We start from the raw sequence: 22,474 nt of genomic DNA, 5'->3' as shown, positions 1-22,474 counted from the left end.
TCAACGTTTCTATGCGGGTTTAGGAATCTTCACCGTGATATGTGCTGCATTTTTTATAATATAAGACAAGGTTTCTCGTCAGCTCCCCCGTCAGGCAGTAAAATGTACGGTGAAACTGCCAATCTTGGAGATAACCGCATGTCCCTGTCTTTTGATAGAAACCCTTTTTATCAGCAATTAGAACAACAACTCAAAACGACTCGTGCTGAAGGGCTGTATAAAAACGAACGGATCATTACTTCCGCCCAACAAGCGGATATTGCTGTGGCGGATGGCCGCCATGTAATCAATTTTTGCGCCAATAACTATTTGGGGCTGGCAAATCATCCACGGCTGATCGCGGCCGCCAAAAAAGGCATGGATACTCATGGCTTTGGTATGGCCTCGGTTCGTTTTATCTGTGGCACTCAAGATACCCATAAAGAGCTTGAACAGAAGTTGGCCAGCTTCCTGGGGATGGAAGATGCCATTCTCTATTCCTCCTGCTTTGATGCGAACGGTGGTCTGTTTGAAACGCTATTAGGGCCAGAAGACGCCATTATTTCTGATGCACTGAATCATGCTTCCATCATTGATGGAGTACGGTTATGTAAAGCGAAACGTTACCGTTATGCCAACAACGATATGAGCGAGCTGAGAACCCAGCTAGCACAAGCCAAAGCTGACGGCGCGCGCCATATTATGATCGCCACCGACGGTGTGTTCTCAATGGATGGTGTGATTGCCAACTTGAAGGGGGTTTGTGACTTGGCCGATGAGTATCAGGCGCTAGTGATGGTCGATGACTCCCATGCCGTCGGTTTTGTCGGGGCCAATGGCCGCGGTACTCATGAATACTGCGAAGTGATGGGCCGCGTCGATATTATTACTGGCACCTTGGGTAAAGCACTGGGCGGCGCATCAGGTGGTTATACCGCAGGGCGTAAAGAAGTGGTTGAGTGGTTGCGCCAGCGCTCACGGCCCTATTTATTCTCAAACTCATTGGCCCCAGCAATTGTTGCAGCCTCAATTGAAGTGTTGTCGCTATTGGAAGAGGGCGCTGAACTGCGCGATCGCTTATGGGCCAATGCCCGTTTATTCCGCGAGAAAATGAGTGCCGCTGGCTTCACATTAGCTGGTGCCGATCATGCCATCATCCCCGTGATGCTGGGCGACGCGACATTGGCACAAGAGTTTGCTAATGCGTTGTTGAAAGAGGGTATTTACGTCACTGGTTTCTTCTATCCGGTGGTGCCGAAGGGGCAGGCGCGAATTCGCACCCAGATGTCGGCGGATCACACACCAGAGCAGGTTGAGCAGGCTGTTGAAGCCTTCGTGCGTATTGGTAAACAGCTTAACGTTATTGCGTAAGGAATGGTTCATGAAAGTCTCGTCTATGAAAGCCCTGTCCAAGTTGAAAGCAGAAGAAGGTATTTGGATGACCGAGGTGCCGCAACCAGAGCTGGGGCACAACGACATCATGATCAAAATTCGCAAAACGGCTATTTGTGGCACCGATGTGCATATCTATAACTGGGATGAATGGTCACAAAAAACTATCCCTGTTCCTATGGTGGTCGGCCATGAATATGTGGGTGAAATTGTCGCTATTGGTCAGGAAGTTAAAGGCTTTAATATTGGTGACCGAGTGTCTGGCGAAGGCCATATTACCTGCGGACATTGCCGTAACTGCCGTGGTGGTCGTACCCATCTTTGCCGCAATACTGTCGGTGTCGGTGTGAATCGCCCGGGCTCTTTTGCCGAATATCTGGTGATTCCTGCCTTTAATGCTTTCAAAATCCCCGACAATATCTCTGATGAGCTAGCCGCTATTTTTGACCCATTCGGTAATGCGGTACATACCGCGTTATCCTTTGATTTGGTTGGGGAAGATGTGTTGGTCTCCGGTGCTGGTCCGATTGGCATTATGGCCGCTGCGGTGTGTAAGCATGTCGGTGCCCGCCATGTCGTTATCACTGATGTGAATGAATATCGTCTGGATCTGGCGCGCAAAATGGGTGTGACCCGCGCGGTTAACGTCACTAAAGAAAATCTAAATGATGTTATGGCTGAGCTGGGCATGACTGAAGGGTTTGATGTGGGGCTGGAAATGTCCGGTGCGCCACCTGCATTCCGTACATTACTAAACTCAATGAATCACGGTGGGCGTATTGCGATGCTGGGAATACCGCCGTCTGACATGTCTATCGATTGGAATCAGGTGATTTTCAAGGGGCTGTTTATCAAAGGGATTTATGGCCGCGAGATGTTTGAAACCTGGTACAAAATGGCGGCATTGATTCAGTCTGGTTTGGATTTAACCCCGATTATCACTCACCGTTTCTCTATTGATGAATTCCAGCAAGGGTTTGATGCCATGCGCTCAGGTAAATCTGGGAAAGTGGTATTGAGTTGGGATTAACACCCATCCGCTGACTTGGGGTGGTTGGCTCGCCACCTACCTGCAACTCCAATGGCTTTGGAGTGTCATCTGAAGTAGCGCAAAATGGGGCAGTCAGTGATGGCTGCCCCATTGTTGTATCTATTTCTGGGGTGTTGATTTGCTTGCCGGTGGCTCTGTTTTTTCACTTTCAGGCACTACCGGCGCGGGTGGAAAATATTGTTGCCAATAGCGCTGCACAAAGGCGATTGCCGGGTTCTGCATCAAGCTCTCACCAATAATAGTAAACATCCTATCGGCGTAGATCTTCTCTGGTACATAGCTGGCTTTTGCATTGCATTGCTTGATAGCTTTCAGACGTTCATTTTTCGCCGGGAAGTGCGGTTTTGTCTTACCAGGTAAGATGCCGCTACTACCATTATTATTGCTTACCGGCTCATTGAGCAGTGCGCTAGGCCTGACTAATACGATATCCGCAGGCAACTGGGGCAACATTTGTTGCAGCACTTTAATGGTGGCTGGATGTGGGTGACCGATAGCAATCGCGGAGCCATTACGGCGCGCCAAATCTACTGCGCGGTTAAATTGCTGGCGAATCGCCGCTTCGTTTTGCGAGTCATCTAAAAAGACTTTTCGCTTAATCACTTTGACGCCAGTCCCTTCGGCTGCCTTGCTGGCCTGACTATTACCGATGGTCACACTGTCGAGGAAATAGAGCTGATAATGTTCCAGTGTCTGCATCACTTTCTGCATACCGGGCAAGCTGGAGGTCATCGCGCTACCCATATGATTATTCATACCGGTTGCGTAGGGGACGTTATTCACCGCCTGACGAATGATACGCTGGATTTCTTCGCTGTTCATGGAGGGCTGCAAGGTATCGCGCTCCAATGGCTGCTTACTCAGCGGCGCCATCGGCAGGTGAATCAGGATTTCACGCCCTTGATTATGGGCTTTGACCGCCATCTCTTTGGCGTAAGGGGCATTAGGCAGGATTGCCACCGAAATGGGTAGCGGCATCTGTAATACCTTGTTTTCATTCTGGGGGCGATAACCAAAGTCATCAATAACAATTGAAAGTTTGCCCGCCTGTGCGGCATTGGCGATGAGCAGGGTGCTTACTATGATAAACCGACGTGTGTTGAAATAGCGCAATACATGTTCCCTAACGTTGTTCCCTATCTTCCTAACCAGGGTTGTGGGTTAACAGCTTGTCCCTGACGGCGGATTTCAAAATAGAGTGAGGGCTCACCCTGACCGCCACTGGTCCCAACCAGAGCAATTGGCTGGCCTGCTTTCACTTGCGCACCAACATTGACCAACGCACTCTGGTTGTAGCCATATAAACTCATATCCCCTTTGCCGTGCTCAACCACCACCACCAGGCCATAGCCTTGCAGCCAGTCGGCCAGTAGTACCCGGCCATCAGCGATCGCTTTGACTTCGCTGCCTTCTGGCGCGGAAATCACCATGCCTTTCCAGCGTAGCTCACCTTGCAACGCTTCACCGAAGCGGTGGGTCACATTGCCACGAACTGGCCAAACGGCTTGGGCACTTGGTCGCCCTAAACCGCCGGTTCTTGCCATTAATGAGCGTTCGCTTTCACTTGGCTTATAGCTGGAGCCGGTTTTCTTGGCTTGTTGTTCTTTGGCTTTCACTTGTTCACGTACGCGAGCCGCTTCTTTTGCTTCCCGCTCTGCTCGGGCTTTGGCTTCCCGCTCAGCTTTGGCAATTTGGTCGCGCAGACGTGATTCATTCAGTTTTAGCTCCGCCAGACCCTGCTGATCTTTTTCCAGCGAGGCTTCCAGCGAAGTCAGGGTTTTCTTACGTGCAGTACGTGCTTGCTCCAGCTTTTCTTGTTGAGTTTTTTGCTCATCCAACAACGTTTTTTGCTGATTTTTCTTTTGTTCCAGCGTCTTCTTCTCAGCAGACAAATCGGTACGAGTCTGTTCCAGCTCGGTAATTGATTTTTGGCGAGCTTCATTGAGATAACTGAAATAGGCCAAAATACGCTCACTGCGCTGGCTCTCTTCACCACTTAAAATAAGCTGCAAACCGCTATGCTGGCCTTGTTTAAAGGCGGCATCGAGTTGTTTTGATAACAGATCTTGTTGCTGGGATTGTTTGCTTTGTAGCTTGGCAATGGAAGCGTTAAGGCTGGAGATTTCTTTATCGAGTGTAGTCAGAGTACCTTGGGTTTCACGCAGGCTACGGCTGGCCTGGGCTATGGTATTTTCCTGCTGCTTCAGTTGATCGAGCAATGAACTGCGTTGCTGTTTCTGTTGCTGAACACTTTTTTCTTTCTCGGCGATATCCTGCTGAATAGTCTTCAACTGGGTTTTGTTATCTGCCGCTTTAGCGGCTGCCGGAGCATCAGCGGCATTGCCAGATAATGGCAACAACAATACGCCAGCGCAAAAAACGCTGGCGTACAGTGCTGACCACGGACGACGCACTATCTTAGCCGGCAATATAGAAGTGACCTCTTTATTGCCAGCAATGCTATCTGCCGTAACCATTGATATCGCAAATGACGCCTTTTCCTTCATAACGAAGGATTATTCCACGATGAACAGCGGCTTACCAGTCATCTCTTGCGGGATTTCCATTTCCATTAGTGACAACATGGTTGGCGCGATATCTGAAAGTTTGCCACCATCGACCGCTTTAACCTCTTTGTTGCCGACATAAATCAGCGGAACAGGCAGGCTGGTATGGGCGGTGTGTGCCTGGCCAGTTGCTGGGTCACGCATCTGCTCAGCGTTGCCGTGGTCTGCGGTTATCAGCAATTGGCCATCAACGGCCTTCACTGCGGCAACCACTTGTTCAATGCAATTATCCAGTGTTTCTACTGCTTTTACCGCAGCATCATAATCACCGGTATGACCGACCATATCGCCATTTGGATAGTTACAAATGATCACATCATATTTGCCGCTGGCGATAGCACCGACCAGTTTTTCGGTCAGTTCTGCGGAACTCATTTCTGGTTGCAAGTCATAGGTTGCCACTTTCGGTGAGTTAATCAGAATGCGATCTTCACCTTTAAATGGCTCTTCAACGCCGCCGTTATAGAAGAAAGTGACGTGAGCATATTTTTCAGTTTCAGAAATACGAAGCTGAGTTTTGTCATGCTTCATCAACCATTCGCCAAAAGTATTCGTCAGTGATGCTGGTGGATAAGCACAAGCGACTTTAATATCCGCAGCATATTCAGTCAGCATTACGAAATCGCCGAAGTTAACCACTTTATCGCGTTTGAAACCGTCAAAATCAGCATTAACAAAGGTGCGAGTGATTTGACGGGCGCGGTCAGCACGGAAGTTCATAAAGATTAACGCGTCACCATCGTTCATGGCAGCATCAGCGTCGCCAGCTGCTTTAATGACGGTTGGTCTAACGAATTCGTCATTTTCATTGCGGGCATAGGCGGCTTGTAGACCAGTAACCGCGTTATCAGTGGTGAATTCGCCTTTGGCTTGAGTCAGTAAGTCGTAAGCCAGCTGTACACGATCCCAGCGGTTATCGCGGTCCATGGCATAGTAGCGGCCAATGATAGAAGCAATGCGGCCTTTACCCAGTTCAGCAAACTTCTCAGTGAATCGTTTCAGTGATGATTCAGCACTGCGCGGTGGTGTGTCGCGTCCATCGAGGAAGGCATGCAGATAAATCGCCGTTGCACCGCGTTTGGCTGCCAGCTCAACCATCGCCAGAATGTGGTCTTCGTGGCTGTGGACACCACCGGCAGACAGCAGACCCATGATATGGACAGCTTTACCTGCTTTAACCGCTTTATCAATGGCGGCAGTCAGGGTTGGGTTGGTGAAAAAGTCACCCTCTTTGATTTCTTTGTCGAGGCGAGTCAAATCCTGATAAACAATACGACCCGCACCTAAGTTGACGTGGCCCACTTCAGAGTTACCCATCTGCCCATCAGGCAGACCCACATCCAGACCGGAAGCGGCAATCAATGTGTGAGGCTGTTGCTGCCATAAACGGTCCATAACTGGCGTTTTGGCATTCAGAATGGCGTTATCCTGTTGTTCTTCACGGTGGCCATAGCCATCCAGGATAGTGAGAACCAGTGGTTTTTTAGTGCTCGACATTGCATAACCTTTTTATTATGTAGAAAGGCGGTAATTTACTACAAAACCGGTTAAAAATAGCCCAAAGAGATCAACATTGGGGTGAGGTTTTGGGGAAATATCATCAAAGCGGTGATAAAACTTCCCGAGATTGCTCGCAGTTTCTGCAATAGCGCTTGCATATTGGCTGTATTTGCCGCAACGCGCAGGTATACTCTGTCACCTTGAATATTATCCCCTAACTAACGGGAGTTTTTACCCCCATGTTGCAAGAAATTATGCAATTCATTAGCCAGCATCCAGTTTTGAGTTTGGCTTGGGTGGCGTTGTTCGTCGCCGTAATTTTCACCAGCTTTAAAACGACACTGTCAAAAGTGAAAGAGATTACCCGTGGTGAAGCGACTCGTCTGATTAACAAAGAAGATGCGGTTGTGGTTGATATCCGCACCCGTGATGATTACCGCAAGGGCCATATCGCCAGCTCTATCAATTTGCTGCCAAGTGATATCAAAAACGGCAGTCTGGGCGAGTTGGAAAAGCACAAAGCACAGCCTATTATTGTAGTTTGTGCCACCGGGACAACCTCCCGTGCTTCCGCTGACCTGCTGAATAAAGCCGGTTTTGAGCGCGTGTTTACCTTGAAAGAGGGTATCGCTGGTTGGAGTGGTGAGAATCTGCCACTGGCGCGCGGTAAGTAATTGCTATAATAATTCGCTATATCAATAGATTATAAATTTAACTGAGGTGTACCCATGGCGAAAATTGAGATTTATACCAAAGCAACCTGCCCATACTGCCATCGTGCTAAAGCACTGTTGAACAGCAAAGGTGCGGCTTTCCATGAAATCGCAATTGATAATGACCCGGCTAAACGTGAAGAGATGATTGCTCGTAGCGGACGGACGACGGTACCTCAGATATTTATTGATGGGCAGCATATCGGTGGCTGTGATGATTTACATGCCCTGGATGCGCGCGGTGGGCTTGACCCGCTGCTTTAACTCGCCAGTGGGTCCCATTAAATTAATGGACAGAGCCCACGGCGGCAGTGCTGTTTAATAAGGACGTCTAACTTTAGGGTATCTATACACATGTCAGAACAAAACAACACCGAGATGGCTTTCCAGATCCAACGTATCTACACCAAGGATATCTCCTTCGAAGCACCTAATGCTCCGCAGGTTTTCCAGCAGGATTGGCAGCCAGAAGTTAAACTTGATCTTGATACTGCTTCCAGTCAGCTGGCTGAAGATGTGTATGAAGTGGTACTGCGTGTGACGGTAACGGCTTCTTTGGGCGAAGAAACTGCATTTCTGTGTGAAGTTCAGCAGGGCGGTATCTTCTCTGTTGCTGGTATCGAAGGCACCCAACTGGCGCATTGCTTAGGTGCATACTGCCCGAACATTTTGTTCCCGTATGCGCGCGAATGCATCACTAGCTTGGTTTCTCGCGGTACTTTCCCACAGCTGAATCTGGCACCGGTTAACTTTGATGCCCTGTTCATGAACTATCTGCAACAGCAGGCTGAAGGCGAAGGTGCTGAACAACGTCAGGATGCCTGATGAACACCACCCATGCTTCAATGACTGTAATCGGTGCCGGATCTTACGGCACCGCATTAGCCATTACGCTGGCGCGTAATGGCCATCAAGTCGTGTTATGGGGTCATGACCCTAAGCACATTCAGGTTCTACAACAAGACCGTTGTAACCAAGCCTTCCTGCCCGATGTTCCTTTCCCGGATACTCTGTTACTGGAAACTGATCTCACCCGTGCGCTGGCAGCCAGTCGTGATGTGCTGGTGGTCGTGCCAAGCCATGTTTTCGGCGCGGTATTAAACCAGTTAAAACCTCATTTACGCCCAGATGCGCGCATTGTTTGGGCAACTAAAGGACTTGAGGCAGAAACTGGCCGCTTACTTGCAGATGTGGCGCGAGAAGTTCTGGGAGAGACCATCCCGCTGGCGGTGATTTCCGGCCCAACATTTGCCAAAGAGCTGGCTGCGGGTCTACCCACGGCAATTGCGCTGGCATCAACTGATGTGCAATTTAGCGAAGATCTACAACAGTTATTGCACTGTGGCAAAAGCTTCCGGGTTTACAGTAATCCTGATTTTATCGGGGTGCAGCTGGGCGGCGCGGTTAAAAACGTGATTGCGATTGGTGCCGGGATGTCTGATGGCATTGGTTTTGGCGCAAATGCTCGTACTGCCTTGATAACCCGTGGCTTGGCTGAAATGTCTCGTCTGGGTGCGGCATTAGGTGCGGATCCCTCCACTTTTATGGGCATGGCAGGATTAGGTGATTTGGTGCTAACCTGCACGGATAATCAATCCCGTAATCGCCGGTTTGGTATCATGCTAGGCCAGGGATTGGGCGTACAAGAAGCGCAGGACAAAATTGGTCAGGTGGTTGAAGGTTACCGCAATACCAAGGAAGTTCTGGCATTAGCGCAGCGCCATGGTGTCGAGATGCCAATAACCGAACAAATTTATCAGGTGTTGTATTGCCACAAAAATGCCCGTGAAGCGGCGCTGACTTTATTGGGTCGGACCAAAAAAGATGAGAAAAGCGGCATTTGATAGATTGGGCGGGTTAGCTGCAATAAAATAATAATGATATACCCAATGTCATGGGGGGCCGCTCCCATGAAGAGGGTATGAGTTGCTTTGGTCGTTCCCCAAAGCGGCTCGTTTATGGGCAGGAGTATGCAATGTCGTCAGAAGAGTTAGAGCTGGTCTGGAGTAGCATTAAATCAGAAGCTAGAGCACTGGCAGAGTGTGAACCGATGCTGGCGAGTTTTTTTCACGCGACATTATTGAAGCATGAAAATTTAGGCAGTGCGCTGAGCTATATTCTGGCGAATAAGTTAGCTAATCCCATCATGCCCGCTATTGCTATCCGTGAAGTGGTTGAAGATGCCTATCGTGCTGATGCACAGATGATCGTCTCTGCTGCGCGCGATATTCTGGCTGTACGGTTGCGTGACCCCGCGGTTGACAAATATTCCACGCCATTACTGTACCTGAAGGGCTTCCATGCTTTACAGGCCTACCGCATTGGTCATTGGTTGTGGGCGCAAGACCGCAAAGCGCTGGCTATTTACCTGCAAAATCAAGTCTCTGTCGCTTTTGGAGTGGATATTCACCCTGCGGCAACTATTGGTTGCGGCATCATGCTAGACCATGCCACTGGCATCGTGATTGGTGAAACTGCGGTGGTTGAAAATGATGTTTCCATCCTGCAATCCGTTACCTTGGGTGGGACTGGCAAAACCAGTGGTGATCGCCATCCGAAGATCCGCGAAGGTGTGATGATTGGCGCTGGTGCGAAAATCTTGGGGAACATTGAAGTTGGACGCGGTGCCAAAATTGGTGCTGGGTCAGTAGTGTTGCAAGCCGTACCTGCTCACACGACTGCCGCCGGTGTTCCCGCCCGCATTGTTGGCAAGCCGGAGAGCGATAAACCGTCGCTGGATATGGACCAGCATTTCAATGGGATGAGCCACGGTTTTGAATATGGCGATGGTATCTGAACCCCTTCGTCCTTGAAGCCGCAGGGGTTGGCTACGTTCGCTCACCCGAATCACTTACTCGTGTAAGCTCATCGGGACTGGTTCACTTGCCACCTACCTGCAACTCCAATGACTTGGCCCATATTTTATATGGGCAGCTTCCTAACCCGGCTGCTGCTTTCTTGCTACTCTTTCAGTAACGCACCCGGATAACCCAATTGTCGCCAAGCTTCATACACCACCACCGATACTGCATTTGACAGATTCATGCTGCGGCTATCGGCTTGCATTGGAATTCTGATTTTCTGTTGAGCCGGTAATGCATCTAGCACAAAGGGCGGTAAGCCACGAGTTTCGGGGCCAAACAGCAGATAGTCATTAACCTGATAGCTGACGGCGCTGTGAGCGGGTGTCCCTTTGGTCGTCAGTGCAAATAAACGGGCTGATTGTGGGCCGGTCGATTGCGCGCCATCGAGGTTTTCACTGTCAAGAAAAGCCTGATAATCATGGTGATGCTTAATGTTAGCAAACTCATGGTAATCAAGACCCGCACGGCGTAAGCGTTTGTCATCCCAAGTGAAACCTAAAGGTTTAATCAGGTGGAGCTGGCAACCGGTATTGGCACATAACCGGATAATATTGCCGGTATTCGGCGGGATCTCGGGTTCAAATAAAACGATATTAAGCATATGTCCCCCAATAATAAGGGGCGCAGGATATCAGAAACCCCCGCGCAGTGCAGCGGTTGAGCCGTAAAACAAAAATTTAAAAGCAAGGAGCGGAGAGCACAAGCAGCGGTGGTTTTATATGCTGGCCGCTACAGTCAGTATCAAAGGGGTATTCATCATGAAATCAGCGAAAGGATGGTTAGACATTACGCAAAACTCGCGTTTTATCGCTGTGATTAATCGCGATAAGGCGGCTGATGGTCAGTTTGTTTATGCAGTGAAAACCACCGGAGTGTATTGCCGACCCTCTTGCTCCTCCCGTCAGGCTAAAGCCGAACATATTGAATTCTTTGCTGATAACCATGCCGCCGAGCTTGCGGGCTATCGTCCTTGCAAGCGGTGCCGCCCCACTGAGTTATCCCAAGAGCAGCAGCATGCCGAAAAAATCAGCCAGGCATGCCGCTTAATTGAGCAAGCTGAAACACCATTTAAGCTTGAAGAGTTGGCAGCAAAGCTGGGCCTTAGCGCTTTCCATTTCCATCGGTTATTTAAAGCCTTCACCGGGCTTACCCCCAAGGCGTATGCCGTTGCCACTCGCAGTGCGCGAGTTCGCACACAATTAGCGGGGCAAGGTTCGGTGACTGACGCAATTTATGACGCCGGTTATAACTCTAATGGCCGTTTTTATGAGCAATCGAATCAATTATTAGGGATGACGCCGACCCGCTATCGTAAAGGTGGGCGTGATGTCAGACTGCATTTTGCAGTTGGTGAGAGCGCCCTTGGAGCCATTTTAGTGGCAAAAAGTGAGCAGGGGATCTGTGCTATTTTGCTGGGCGATGACCCGCTGCCACTGGTGCAGCAATTACAGGACAAATTTCCTCATGCCGAGTTAATTGGTGGTGATGCCGAGTTTGAGCAATGGTTTGCTCAAGTGGTGGGGCTGGTCGAAGCCCCTCAGATCGGGCTTGATTTGCCATTGGATATCCGCGGTACCGCCTTTCAGCAACGAGTATGGCAGGCGTTACGTGCAATACCGGTGGGTAAGACTGCCAGCTATGCCGAGATTGCGACGCAGGTCGGCTCACCAAAAGCGGTACGGGCTGTTGCTGGCGCTTGTGCCGCCAATATATTGGCCGTCGCTATTCCTTGCCACCGAGTCATTCGTCAGGATGGATCATTGTCAGGTTATCGTTGGGGCATTGAGCGCAAGAAACGGTTATTGGAACAAGAAGCCGTGGTATTGGCAAAGCAGGACGAGTAGCTGAAAAAATTTTGAAAGCCGGGGATCTGCCCGATCCAACATGATCGGGCAACTCGAGGCGGTCATCCCCTTTGCACTTGGCTAACAACCTCACAGCTTCAAGTGCAAAGGGGCGATAGCTATTTGAGTGGGTGCAGCGGCAACCAGATTATCAAGCGTAAACCACCTAATGGGCTATCTTCGGCTCGTACCCATCCACGGTGCTGATTAACCGCAGTTTCGACAATCGCCAACCCCAGGCCTGTTCCACCGGATTCACGATCACGCGCTTCATCCGTACGGTAGAACGGCCGGAATATCTGTTCACGATCTTCTGGGCTGACTCCCGGGCCATCATCATCCACAGTGATAGTAATACCCTGATTATCCGAGCTGAATGCCACGGCAATGTGATGGTGAGAATAACGCAGTGCATTACGCACGATATTCTCCAGCGCACTGTCGAGGGCCGCAGGGTTGCCAAATAACGTCCATGGCCCCGGTGGTGCGGTCACCTCCAGTGTTTTACCCATTTGATCGGCTTCGAACTGCGCGTTTTCCAGCACATCAGACCACAAATCATTAGCTTTAATCGGCTCACGGTGTAACTCACTTTTATGCTGACTGCGAGATAGCACCAGTAAGTCATTGATCATACTATCTAAACGCTGCGCTTCCATTTCGATACGTTCCAGCTCTTTCCCCTCGCCATGGCGGCGGCGCAGTAGCGCGGTAGCCAGTTGCAGGCGCGTCAGCGGGGTACGTAGTTCATGGGAAATATCAGAAATCAGCCGTTGTTGGGCGACCACCATCCTATCGAGAGCGCCGATCATCTGGTTGAAACTGGCCCCGGTGGCCAAAAATTCTTGTGGCCCGGACTCCAGCTCTGGGTGCGGTTTTAAATTGCCCCGGGCCACATCATCAGCAGCATTTTTCAGCTTACGCGCTGGTTTCGCCAGACTCCATGCCAGCCATAACAGCAGGGGAGCACTGATCAGCATCGTGGCAATCAATAGCAGCAGCGGCCGGTCAAACATCAGGTTGATAAAATCAGACTGTGGACTACTGGCTGGGCGAATCAGATAAAGTTGGTAATTATCTTCCCCATCACGGATGGAGAAAGGGCCGACCATCTCGATGCGGCCATACTTTTTCTTTTTCGGCTGGTCTGAGTTATCTGACTGACCGATGAAATTACGCACAACTTGCATTTCGTGACGTTGAGCACCAATAACGCGGCCCTCTGTGGTCACTAACACTAAATGCTGGCCCGGCGGTGCCCATTTTTCGATAGCGCGATACAGCCTACGCCACCACATAAGGTCATTGGCCGGGTCACTTGCCAGCTCAGCTTCGATATGTTGCTCCAGCATCGTTCCTTGGCGCTGTTCACTTTCGAGCAAGGTCGTCATTTGGCGCGAATCGAGTTTGGGCACCATCAGCACCAGCATTAATACCAGTGCTAAGGTAAACCAAAAAATAGCAAAAATTCGCGCCGTTAAACTGTTAATCATGTTTCAGAAACCATCAGATACCCGCGACCACGCAGGGTTTTAAACCAAGGTAACCCGTCTTTGCGGTCCGGCAACTTACGGCGCAGGTTTGAAATGTGCATATCAATGGCACGGTCAAAAGGTGTCAATCGTTTCCCCAGCACTTCCTGGCTGAGGTGTTCTCGCGATACCACTTGACCAAGGTGTTGGGCCAGTAGGTAGAGCAAGGTAAATTCAGTTCCGGTTAATTCTAGCGACTGGCCTTCAAAGCTCGCTTCCTGGCGGCCCGGATTCAATTGCAGGCAATCAACCTCCAGTGTTGGCGCGCCTTGGTCAATATTTTGTTGCTGCTCACTCCAGTTCGAGCGGCGCAAAATGGCACGGATACGTGCGACAAGCTCACGATCATTAAAGGGTTTGGCCAGATAATCATCGGCACCCAACTCCAAACCCAGTACCCGATCCAGTTCACTGCCACGGGCAGTAAGCATAATCACCGGGGTCTGGTGGTGTTGGCGTAATTCTTTCAATGTTTCGATACCATTTTTACGTGGCATCATAATATCGAGTAATAACAAGTCGATAGAGTTATCCAGCAAGTTTAATGCCTGCTCACCATCGTGAGCAACAACCACATTAAAACCTTCCATTTCCAGTAATTCTTTCAACAGCGACGTCAGTTCACGGTCATCATCGACTAATAGGATTTTATGCATGATTGTTTCTCCTCTTGACGCAAAATACGTTATCAATTGCCGGTATTCCATGACTTTACTTAGCTTTACATGCCCTGACTCCAGTTTTACATCCCACTGACGCTAGTTTGCAGCCGGACCGATAGACTGCTTCTCATTGAATCGCATAGCAGCAAATCGCTTAGCAGATAGAACCCAGGAGTTTAATGATGCGCAAAGTAACTAAAGTATCAACGTTAATCATGGCGTCAATGTTAGTTCTCGGCTCCCACGCCGCGTTCGCCGCTGATAAAACCGGAACCACTGATGGCTGGTGCCACGGTGACGGTACGATGATGAACAAGAAAGACGGTCGCGGTCACCATAACATGTTTGATGGCGTCAATCTGACTGAACAGCAACGCCAGCAAATGCGCGACTTAATGCGCCAGTCTCGTCAAGGCCAACCTCGTATGGACATGGCAGACCGAGAAGCCATGCATAAGCTGGTTACCGCCGATAAATTCGATGAAGCCGCGGTAAGAGCACAAGCCGAGAAAATGTCCAAAGACCAAATTGATCGTCAGGTCGAAATGGCCAAAGTCCGTAACCAAATGTTTAACTTGCTCACTCCAGAGCAAAAAGCTGTCCTGAACCAAAAGCACCAGCAGCGCATTGAGAAAATGCAGCAGGCGCCAGCACCAGCAGTAGAACAACCCGCTTCTGCCCAGAAGTAGTAGTACCAAGTAATACCCAGTAGTACCAAGTAATACCCTGTTTTCCTTGCCATAGACACCATCCCTGTCTTTCCCCGCCATGATGGCGGGGCTTTTTTTTGCCCATTTCCGTTATACTGATCATCCTTAAATATCATTTGGGATGAGTTATGGATCCGCAATATGGGCGACTGGTTAAAGCCGCTGCACTGAGTGCCACTGCGCTGGCATCAATCTTACTGATTATTAAAATTTTTGCCTGGTGGCATACCGGGTCGGTAAGTTTGTTGGCAGCGTTAGTTGACTCGCTGGTGGATCTGGCAGCCTCTCTGACAAACCTTTTTGTGGTGCGCTACTCCCTGCAGCCTGCTGATGAAGAACATACTTTTGGTCATGGTAAAGCTGAATCCTTGGCGGCATTGGCGCAAAGTATGTTTATCTCTGGCTCGGCGCTATTCTTGTTCTTGACCGGTTTCCAGCATTTAGCTTCGCCGGAGCCGTTGCAAGATCCTAGTATAGGTATCTGGGTAACGTTAGTCGCATTATTCAGTACACTGATATTAGTCACATTTCAGCGCTGGGTGGTACGAAAAACGCAAAGTCAGGCTATTCGGGCCGATATGTTGCACTATCAATCTGATGTCATGATGAATGGTGCTATTCTTATTGCATTGGCATTGAGTTGGTATGGTTTTCATCGTGCGGATGCACTGTTCGCTTTGGGTATCGGTGTTTATATCCTCTACAGCGCATTGCGGATGGGGTATGAGGCGGTGCAAGCTTTGCTGGACCGGGCATTACCTGATGATGAGCGGCAGGAAATTATCGATATCGTGATGTCATGGCCGGGTGTCATTGGCGCCCATGACTTACGAACCCGCCAGTCGGGGCCGACCCGCTTTATTCAGCTTCATCTCGAAATGGAAGATATGCTGCCATTGATGGAAGCGCATGTTTTAGCGGAGCAGGTCGAGCGGGCATTGTTGCATCGCTTCCCCGGCGCAGATGTACTTATCCATCAAGATCCCAGCTCTGTGGTGCCAAAAGAGCGTCATGCGCATTGGGAGTTATAATTTCTTCATCGATTATTGCTACATTAACTATTGTGGCATTAGCGGCAGGTAAATTGTGGTTACACAATGGTTAGGCTATGAAGAAAATACCGCCAAATGGCATGACTTGAATCAATTCAGCTTGGTGTTTTTGCTATAATATTCGATATTAAGCTCATAAAGCTGATTTTCTGTACTGTTCACCTGTGCAAGACATAATCGGCAAATAAAGAATTTTAAAAAATCGCATCTACAAGTTCAGAGGTAGTCATGGTCAAGAAAATCGGTGTACTCACAAGCGGCGGTGACGCGCCTGGTATGAACGCAGCCATTCGTGGGGTTGTTCGTGCAGCTTTGTCAGCAGGATTAGAAGTTTACGGTATTGAAGATGGCTATCTTGGCTTGTACGAAAACCGTATGAGAAAGCTGGACCGCTATAGTGTGTCCGATATGATTAACCGCGGCGGTACCTTCTTAGGTTCTGCGCGTTTCCCTGAATTCCGTGATCCGGAAAAACGCAAAGTTGCGCTCCAGAATATGAAAGACCGTGGTATCGATGGCCTGGTGGTTATCGGTGGTGACGGTTCTTATGCCGGTGCAGACTTGCTGACCAAAGAAGGCGGCATTCACTGCATCGGTTTACCAGGTACTATCGATAACGATGTGGCCGGTACTGACTACACTATCGGTTTCTTCACCGCTTTAAGTACTGTGGTTGAAGCTATTGACCGCTTGCGTGATACCTCCTCTTCACATCAACGTATTTCTATCGTTGAAGTGATGGGCCGTTATTGCGGTGATTTGACTCTGGCGGCGGCCATTGCCGGGGGTTGTGAATTTATTGCTATCCCTGAAGTTGAATTCAAACGTGATGATTTGGTTGAAGAAATCAAAGCCGGTATTGCCAAAGGCAAGAAGCACGCTATCGTTGCCATCACTGAAAAACTGGATGATATCGACGAGCTGGCTAAATATATCGAGAAAGAAACGGGCCGTGAAACCCGTGGTACCGTATTGGGCCATATCCAGCGCGGCGGTGCTCCAGTCGCCTATGACCGTATTCTGGCCTCCCGCATGGGGGCTTATGCGGTTGACCTGCTATTGCAGGATCATGACTATAAGCATGGCGGTTTCTGCGTCGGCGTACAGAACGAGAAAATGGTGCATGAATTAATCTCTGTTTGTATCGCACCAGAGAACAAGAAAAGTAAATTTAAAGAAGATTGGTACGACACGGCGAAAAAACTGTTCTAAAACAGGAAATAGCCTGAAAAGAAAGCCTCCGCTCGCGGGGGCTTTTTGCATTTAATTCCCGGTATATTTCGTATTGATATAATCAAAACTTTTTTATTCTTTAATTGCGTGAAAAGTTTCTGGCACGCTCTGTATCAAGCCAACCAATTGGGTTGATTAGAATTTAGGTTAATAACATTAGATTAATAACAATAAATCTGGGGAGCGGGTCGATGCGTAAATGGGGTGTAGGTCTGTCATTACTGCTGCTGGCATCAGGTGCCATGGCAAAAGATATTCAATTGTTGAATGTGTCATATGATCCAACTCGTGAATTTTATCAAGAATATAACCAGGCATTTAGTAAGCACTGGCAAGAGCAGACCGGCGATAAGGTGACAGTGCGTCAATCACATGGCGGTTCTGGTAAACAGGCGACCTCGGTTATTAATGGTATTGAAGCTGATGTTGTGACTCTGGCTCTGGCTTATGACGTCGATGCTATTGCTGAGCGTGGTCGTATTGATAAAAATTGGATCAAGCGCCTGCCGGATAACTCCGCGCCTTACACCTCAACGATCGTATTCCTGGTACGTAAAGGAAATCCGAAGCAAATTCATGATTGGTCAGATTTAGTGAAACCGGGAGTCTCGGTTATTACTCCGAATCCAAAAACATCTGGTGGGGCGCGCTGGAATTATTTAGCGGCGTGGGGTTATGCGCTAGAGCATAACAATAACGATCAGGCCAAGGCACAAGAGTTTGTCAAAACACTGTACAAAAATGTCGAGGTACTGGATTCCGGCGCACGTGGCGCGACCAATACCTTTGTTGAACGTGGCATTGGTGATGTATTGATTGCCTGGGAAAATGAAGCTCTGTTGGCTGTCAATGAAGTAGGTAAAGACCAATTTGAGATAATCACGCCAAGTGTCTCTATTTTGGCTGAGCCGACGGTATCCGTAGTAGATAAAGTGGTCGATAAGCGCGGTACTCGTGAAGTGGCAGATGCTTATTTGAAATATCTCTACTCACCTGAAGGCCAGACCATTGCTGCGAAGAATTACTATCGCCCACGTGATCCCGCGGTTGCTGCCAAGTTTGCCAATGAATTCCCGCAACTGAAGTTGTTTACCATTGATGAAGTGTTTGGTGGTTGGACTAAAGCACAGCAGGTGCACTTTGCTACCGGTGGTGTGTTTGATGAAATCAGTAAGCGTTAAAATTAATTAAGAGTTAACTCAGCGCCCGTAGGTTAATGCTTACGGGCGTTTTGTTTTACAAATTAAATACCTTTATTGATTACACCAATACTCTCATTACTTTCACTATTTCTCTCATTCTTATAGATAAGAACTCCCTGATTCGGCAGACAGAGCTAAATGCGCTATTTGTTTATCTCGATTGATTGAGTTGATAATTTTATAGGGAGAGGGATATGCAAATCGGTAATAGCAATAGCAGCTTAAATTCAATTCTTGAAAGTGATGATAAACAGCCTTTATTAGACGAATTACCGGATAGATATACTACGCAGACGGAGTGCAAAATAGTTGAGCCACTTGGTTCTTCATATGAATTATTAGGATCTGAGTATTTGAGTAGTATTGAGAGCTATAAACCGCCGGTAGTAATAGAAAATGAAAAGATTCTCTCTGGTGTAAAACTAAGCAACTACGTAAGTAATGTAAATAAATACGTAGAGAGCAAGGAAATGAATAGTAAAAATAGCTATGTAGAGAATTATTTGTTAGAAAACGTCAATCGTAATGGTAAAGCTCCTCTATTATTGCGGCCTTTGGCTGCGTTACTTGCTTTATTTGGGATTCATGGTTTTGGTCAACAAAATTGTGTGTCTTGTGCCACCGCTGTTATTGATTCATTAGAAAACAACATGCCCGTGATCGCACTATCTAATTTGCGGGGAGCCACTGTTGCCGCCAATATGGTCACACGCCTCCATGAAGGGATATCCACGGAGGAGTTGATCGATCAATTAAGCCATTATAAAAAAAGTGATGAACTCAATACTCTTCTCGCCATTCGCCGCCCAGCAATAATGCGTATGCTACCAGGTGCGACACAAGGGCATGCTTGTAATCTAATTAAGTTTAAAGACAGCAATGTTATTCATTTTCTTGATACTCAAAAGAGAACGCATTTTAGCTGTAACGTGGATCAGGTGGCAGAAAAGAGCGTTGAGATAAATAAATTCATCGGTTCAGTGGGGGCTGGGGGGATTGATGTATGGAAAGGCAGGCCGAAAGACATATATATAAAGCCGGAGCAATAACCCCGGCTTTATAAGCAACTTAAAAGCAAAAATTAGGCTTTTTTAGCTTTTGCAGCAGCTTTCACGATAACAGCGAAAGCATCCGCTTTCAGTGATGCACCGCCAACCAGCGCGCCGTCGATATCCGGCTGGGTGAACAGTTCTGCTGCATTTTTATCATTAACAGAACCGCCGTACTGAATGATAACTTGTGCAGCAACAGCAGCATCTTGCTTAGCAATATGGTCACGGATGAATTTGTGAACGGCTTGAGCTTGTGCTGGAGTTGCTGATTTACCGGTACCGATAGCCCAGATTGGCTCATAAGCGATAACTGCGCCTTCGAATGCTTTTACACCCAAGGTGTTCAGCACGGCATCCAGTTGTTTAGCGCAAACAGCTTCAGTTTGGCCTGCTTCGTTTTCGGCTTCAGATTCACCGATACACAATACAGGGATCAGACCCGCTTCTTTCAACACGCCGAATTTCTTCGCGATGAATTCATCACTTTCTTTGTGATAAGTACGACGCTCAGAGTGGCCAATAATGATGTATTGCGCGCCAATATCTTTCAGCATTTCAGCAGAGGTTTCGCCGGTAAATGCGCCAGACAGATTCACATCAACATTCTGTGCGCCCAGAGCGATACGGCTGCCCGCTAATGCATGTTTAGCTTGGCTCAGGTAGATAGCGGGTGGGGCAATAGCCACGCCACAACCTTCAACGGTGCTCAGTTCTTTACGCAGGCCAGCGATAAGCTCGTTAACCATGTGAGTGCTACCGTTCAGTTTCCAGTTACCCATAACTAATGGATGACGCATGTTTCTTCCTCCAACAAGGGGACACGAGGGTCAATAATAATGACTGCCCGACAGGCAGTTTACCTGTCCAACAGTATAGAGATGATTAGCGGCAATGGCTTTGCTTTTCGTCATTAATTGCGGCGAGATTATGCGTCAGATAGTGACAGCTTAATCGGTTCAACAGCGAAGGTAAGCCCTTTTTCGCCGTTATCTGCTACAACATAGCGAATTGCGCCGACAGAATGGGCATAGAAAGACGAGCCTTTGCCTTGCGTCAGCAGTTGCTGCACATTGTCGAGGCTTTGTTCGACGGTCAGTGTCGGTTCAAACTGGCGCATTAGTGCTGCCATGTAATTGACGGCGACTCGTCGAGCGGCTTTTTCTTCATTTCCTTTGATCGGCAAGTAAGTAATCTGGATGGTCTTAATCTTACCGGTGCCCTTCTCCAAGGCGGTTGAAGCATAAAGGTTTTCATTAATTTTACTGGCCGCACGAGTCAGCGGCGGGGCATCATCTTTGACGGTGATAGCATGAAACTCACTGATGGGAAGTGTCGGATTGGCATGATTATAGCGCTCACGAAATTTCACCAGTGTTAAATCAAAAGTGGGTGCACCGGAGAGCAAATAAGGGGCCGTCGGCTGCGTCTCTTCTGTTGGTTGAGCACTGCCATCGGTGGGATCGGCATGAGCGCGACTCACCGTTGCGACCAGCAGCAGTATTGTCAGCATTGCGGTTATTTCATTTCTCATGACTTACGCCGTGGTTCGAAGTGTATAGGGGGATTAAAGCGGTAATCGATGGTGATTGTCAAAATTCACTGCAAAGATTATAGGTTAGTTGGGGTGTTAGGTTACACTTTGGCAAAATTATATCAGGTATATGGATTGAGTCATCGATGACAATACAGCAATGGTGTTTCTCGTTTAGAGGCCGTATCGGGCGACGAGATTTTTGGATCTGGATTGGCTTGTGGCTACTGGCAATGCTGGTTATTTTTACTCTGGCAGGGAAGGACTTGATACCCATTCAAACCGCTGCTTTTTCTATCGTTTTTTTGCTGTGGCCTACGGCGGCAGTGGTGGTCAAACGGCTTCAGGATCGTAATAAAGCAGGTTGGTGGGCGCTATTGGTCGTATTGGCCTGGATGCTGATGGCCGGTAACTGGCTGATGTTGGCCCCTATTTGGCAATGGGGGGTGGGGCGGTTTATTCCCACGCTTATCATTGTCATGATGTTTATCGACTGTGGAGCATTTCTAGGGACTGATGGTGATAACCGTTTTGGCCCAGAAGCGGTGCCAGTGAAGTTTATTGCCGAGAAAGCACAATAAAGACGGCGCAGCGGTAAAATAAGAGGGCGCGATTGCGCCCTTTAATATTTGCTACGCTTTGTTGCCAATACTGCCTGTTACCAATACTGCTCGCTAGTCATATGCCCCGGCTTGCGGCGCAAATGCTTACGCATCCCACGCTGCTCTTTCAGCAGTTGCTGAGTATCACGCACCATCTGCGGGTTACCGCACAGCATTACATGGCTGTCTTGTGCATCAATTTTCAAGCCGACAGCCGCTTCCAGTGAGCCGTTCTCAATCAGCGCGGGAACTCGGCCAGTTAATGAGCCGGGGGATTCTTCGCGGCTCACCACCGTCTGGATACGCAGCTTGCCATTATAACGTTGCTCAAGTTGTTGCATGAGTGGCAGATAACTGAGATCACGGGCAAAGCGGGCAGCATGAACCAGCACGATATTTTTGAAGCGCTCTAAATCGCGCCCTTCTTGCAAGATAGACAGATAAGGCCCAATTGCGGTGCCGGTTGCCAGCATCCATAACGTATCGCAATCTGGTATCTCTTCCAGCACAAAGAAGCCAGCGGCCTGTTTGGTGACCATCACTTCGCTACCCACAGCCAGTTGGTCCAGCCGTGGACTGAGTTTCCCCTCTGGTACTGTTACCAGATAAAACTCCAGATTATCGTCGCTCGGCGCATTGACATAGGAGTAGGCCCGCTGCACCCGCTCACCATTAATATCTAATGCCAACTTGGCAAATTGGCCAGCAGTAAAGGGATCGACGGGCGCATTGACCCGAATACTAAACAACGCGTCGGTCCAGTGTTCGACGTGAGTAATCTTGCCACTAACCCATTCAGCCATAATGATGGTCCCTGTTATTCAGTGATGCCAAAAGCGCAGACGGTATTTTAGGGGATCTCGTTGAAAAGTATTATCGATTAAATGTTATCCCCGAGTTCCTTGATGCCATCTGTCAATCTGGACACTTTAGTTTACGTATTTGGTGTTTTTCTCTGCCAGTTAGCTATTTGGCAATATGTCATGCT

23 protein-coding genes are annotated in these 22,474 nt (G+C 48.6%); 14 read left to right on the top strand and 9 right to left on the bottom strand.

The genetic code is table 11. From position 1 onward, the window contains the following. The first annotated feature begins 102 nt into the window (after window positions 1-102). Window positions 103-1,350 carry a glycine C-acetyltransferase gene (kbl, locus tag FTA96_RS01195; RefSeq protein WP_391592618.1) on the top strand — a complete coding sequence of 416 codons (1,248 nt, stop codon included), beginning with the start codon at window positions 103-105 and terminating at the stop codon, window positions 1,348-1,350. Between the two features lie 25 nt (window positions 1,351-1,375). Further along, window positions 1,376-2,401: an L-threonine 3-dehydrogenase gene (gene tdh, locus FTA96_RS01190; protein ID WP_050110457.1), complete on the top strand. Its 1,026-nt coding sequence runs from the start codon at window positions 1,376-1,378 to the stop codon at window positions 2,399-2,401. A 120-nt stretch (window positions 2,402-2,521) separates the two neighbouring features. On the opposite strand, the gene FTA96_RS01185 is transcribed toward tdh, so the two are convergent. The 3 genes from FTA96_RS01185 to gpmM are packed head-to-tail and all read right to left on the bottom strand — an operon-like array spanning window position 2,522 to window position 6,486. Further along, complete coding sequence (locus FTA96_RS01185) at window positions 2,522-3,535, bottom strand: divergent polysaccharide deacetylase family protein (RefSeq protein WP_145573033.1); 1,014 nt, start codon at window positions 3,533-3,535, stop codon at window positions 2,522-2,524. 23 nt (window positions 3,536-3,558) lie between these two features. Then, the gene (envC, locus tag FTA96_RS01180; RefSeq protein ID WP_050135777.1) at window positions 3,559-4,929 is read right to left on the bottom strand and encodes a murein hydrolase activator EnvC; all 1,371 of its coding nucleotides are present in this window, start codon (window positions 4,927-4,929) and stop codon (window positions 3,559-3,561) included. Between the two features lie 9 nt (window positions 4,930-4,938). Beyond that, window positions 4,939-6,486, bottom strand: coding sequence for a 2,3-bisphosphoglycerate-independent phosphoglycerate mutase (gene gpmM, locus FTA96_RS01175; protein WP_145536315.1), 1,548 nt, complete (start codon window positions 6,484-6,486; stop codon window positions 4,939-4,941). Window positions 6,487-6,728: 242 nt separating this feature from the next. Between gpmM and FTA96_RS01170 the strand changes: the two genes are divergently transcribed. From FTA96_RS01170 to cysE, 5 genes are all read left to right on the top strand, one after another. After that, on the top strand, window positions 6,729-7,163 hold the full coding sequence (locus FTA96_RS01170) for a rhodanese-like domain-containing protein (RefSeq protein WP_050110426.1): 435 nt from the start codon (window positions 6,729-6,731) through the stop codon (window positions 7,161-7,163). Window positions 7,164-7,217: 54 nt separating this feature from the next. Further along, complete coding sequence (gene grxC, locus FTA96_RS01165; RefSeq protein WP_050110427.1) at window positions 7,218-7,466, top strand: glutaredoxin 3; 249 nt, start codon at window positions 7,218-7,220, stop codon at window positions 7,464-7,466. A 90-nt stretch (window positions 7,467-7,556) separates the two neighbouring features. Then, entirely contained in the window at window positions 7,557-8,027 is a 471-nt protein-coding gene (secB, locus tag FTA96_RS01160) for a protein-export chaperone SecB (protein WP_050101086.1), read from the top strand. Beyond that, window positions 8,027-9,046, top strand: a complete 1,020-nt coding sequence (gene gpsA, locus FTA96_RS01155) for an NAD(P)H-dependent glycerol-3-phosphate dehydrogenase (protein ID WP_050110428.1) — start codon at window positions 8,027-8,029, stop codon at window positions 9,044-9,046. Before secB ends, gpsA begins: the two co-directional genes overlap by 1 nt. 131 nt (window positions 9,047-9,177) lie before the next feature. Continuing rightward, window positions 9,178-9,999, top strand: a complete 822-nt coding sequence (cysE, locus tag FTA96_RS01150) for a serine O-acetyltransferase (protein WP_050101084.1) — start codon at window positions 9,178-9,180, stop codon at window positions 9,997-9,999. Between the two features lie 164 nt (window positions 10,000-10,163). Here the strand turns inward: cysE and trmL are convergent, their stop codons facing one another. Next, on the bottom strand, window positions 10,164-10,667 hold the full coding sequence (gene trmL / locus FTA96_RS01145; RefSeq protein WP_050110429.1) for a tRNA (uridine(34)/cytosine(34)/5-carboxymethylaminomethyluridine(34)-2'-O)-methyltransferase TrmL: 504 nt from the start codon (window positions 10,665-10,667) through the stop codon (window positions 10,164-10,166). Window positions 10,668-10,824: 157 nt separating this feature from the next. Here trmL and ada point away from each other — a divergent pair, with 157 nt between their 5' ends. Beyond that, window positions 10,825-11,910, top strand: coding sequence for a bifunctional DNA-binding transcriptional regulator/O6-methylguanine-DNA methyltransferase Ada (ada, locus tag FTA96_RS01140; protein ID WP_391592617.1), 1,086 nt, complete (start codon window positions 10,825-10,827; stop codon window positions 11,908-11,910). A 119-nt stretch (window positions 11,911-12,029) separates the two neighbouring features. On the opposite strand, the gene cpxA is transcribed toward ada, so the two are convergent. Both cpxA and cpxR read right to left on the bottom strand, forming a co-directional pair. Next, window positions 12,030-13,403, bottom strand: a complete 1,374-nt coding sequence (cpxA, locus tag FTA96_RS01135) for an envelope stress sensor histidine kinase CpxA (RefSeq protein WP_050110431.1) — start codon at window positions 13,401-13,403, stop codon at window positions 12,030-12,032. Continuing rightward, window positions 13,400-14,098 (bottom strand): envelope stress response regulator transcription factor CpxR, encoded by a 699-nt coding sequence (gene cpxR / locus FTA96_RS01130; protein ID WP_004710507.1) that lies wholly within the window; start codon window positions 14,096-14,098, stop codon window positions 13,400-13,402. Before cpxR ends, cpxA begins: the two co-directional genes overlap by 4 nt. Window positions 14,099-14,286: 188 nt before the next feature. Between cpxR and cpxP the strand changes: the two genes are divergently transcribed. The 5 genes from cpxP to FTA96_RS01105 all read left to right on the top strand — a co-directional run bounded on the left by cpxP (window position 14,287) and on the right by FTA96_RS01105 (window position 19,350). After that, on the top strand, window positions 14,287-14,793 hold the full coding sequence (gene cpxP / locus FTA96_RS01125; RefSeq protein WP_050110432.1) for a cell-envelope stress modulator CpxP: 507 nt from the start codon (window positions 14,287-14,289) through the stop codon (window positions 14,791-14,793). 149 nt (window positions 14,794-14,942) lie between these two features. Continuing rightward, window positions 14,943-15,845, top strand: a complete 903-nt coding sequence (gene fieF, locus FTA96_RS01120; protein ID WP_050110433.1) for a CDF family cation-efflux transporter FieF — start codon at window positions 14,943-14,945, stop codon at window positions 15,843-15,845. A 249-nt stretch (window positions 15,846-16,094) separates the two neighbouring features. Then, a complete protein-coding gene (gene pfkA / locus FTA96_RS01115; RefSeq protein WP_050110434.1) occupies window positions 16,095-17,078 on the top strand; it encodes a 6-phosphofructokinase in 984 nt (327 codons plus the stop codon). A 212-nt stretch (window positions 17,079-17,290) separates the two neighbouring features. After that, the gene (locus FTA96_RS01110; RefSeq protein ID WP_050110435.1) at window positions 17,291-18,280 is read left to right on the top strand and encodes a sulfate ABC transporter substrate-binding protein; all 990 of its coding nucleotides are present in this window, start codon (window positions 17,291-17,293) and stop codon (window positions 18,278-18,280) included. Between the two features lie 215 nt (window positions 18,281-18,495). Then, window positions 18,496-19,350 (top strand): hypothetical protein, encoded by an 855-nt coding sequence (locus FTA96_RS01105; protein WP_050135769.1) that lies wholly within the window; start codon window positions 18,496-18,498, stop codon window positions 19,348-19,350. Between the two features lie 32 nt (window positions 19,351-19,382). Here FTA96_RS01105 and tpiA read toward each other — a convergent pair whose 3' ends face one another. Both tpiA and FTA96_RS01095 read right to left on the bottom strand, forming a co-directional pair. Next, window positions 19,383-20,150: a triose-phosphate isomerase gene (tpiA, locus tag FTA96_RS01100; protein ID WP_004710520.1), complete on the bottom strand. Its 768-nt coding sequence runs from the start codon at window positions 20,148-20,150 to the stop codon at window positions 19,383-19,385. A gap of 128 nt (window positions 20,151-20,278) precedes the next feature. Then, window positions 20,279-20,884, bottom strand: coding sequence for a DUF1454 family protein (locus tag FTA96_RS01095; RefSeq protein ID WP_050110438.1), 606 nt, complete (start codon window positions 20,882-20,884; stop codon window positions 20,279-20,281). Window positions 20,885-21,030: 146 nt separating this feature from the next. Here FTA96_RS01095 and FTA96_RS01090 point away from each other — a divergent pair, with 146 nt between their 5' ends. After that, a complete protein-coding gene (locus FTA96_RS01090; RefSeq protein ID WP_134957513.1) occupies window positions 21,031-21,465 on the top strand; it encodes a DUF805 domain-containing protein in 435 nt (144 codons plus the stop codon). A gap of 77 nt (window positions 21,466-21,542) precedes the next feature. On the opposite strand, the gene fpr is transcribed toward FTA96_RS01090, so the two are convergent. Further along, window positions 21,543-22,289 carry a ferredoxin--NADP(+) reductase gene (gene fpr / locus FTA96_RS01085; protein ID WP_050147038.1) on the bottom strand — a complete coding sequence of 249 codons (747 nt, stop codon included), beginning with the start codon at window positions 22,287-22,289 and terminating at the stop codon, window positions 21,543-21,545. Window positions 22,290-22,474 lie beyond the last annotated feature (185 nt).

The organism is Yersinia alsatica (genome assembly GCF_902170305.1).
In the GTDB taxonomy this organism is placed as follows: Bacteria; Pseudomonadota; Gammaproteobacteria; order Enterobacterales; family Enterobacteriaceae; genus Yersinia; species Yersinia alsatica.
Note: the sequence above shows the minus strand (reverse complement) of the source record. Positions and strands in the feature narration are given on the sequence as shown.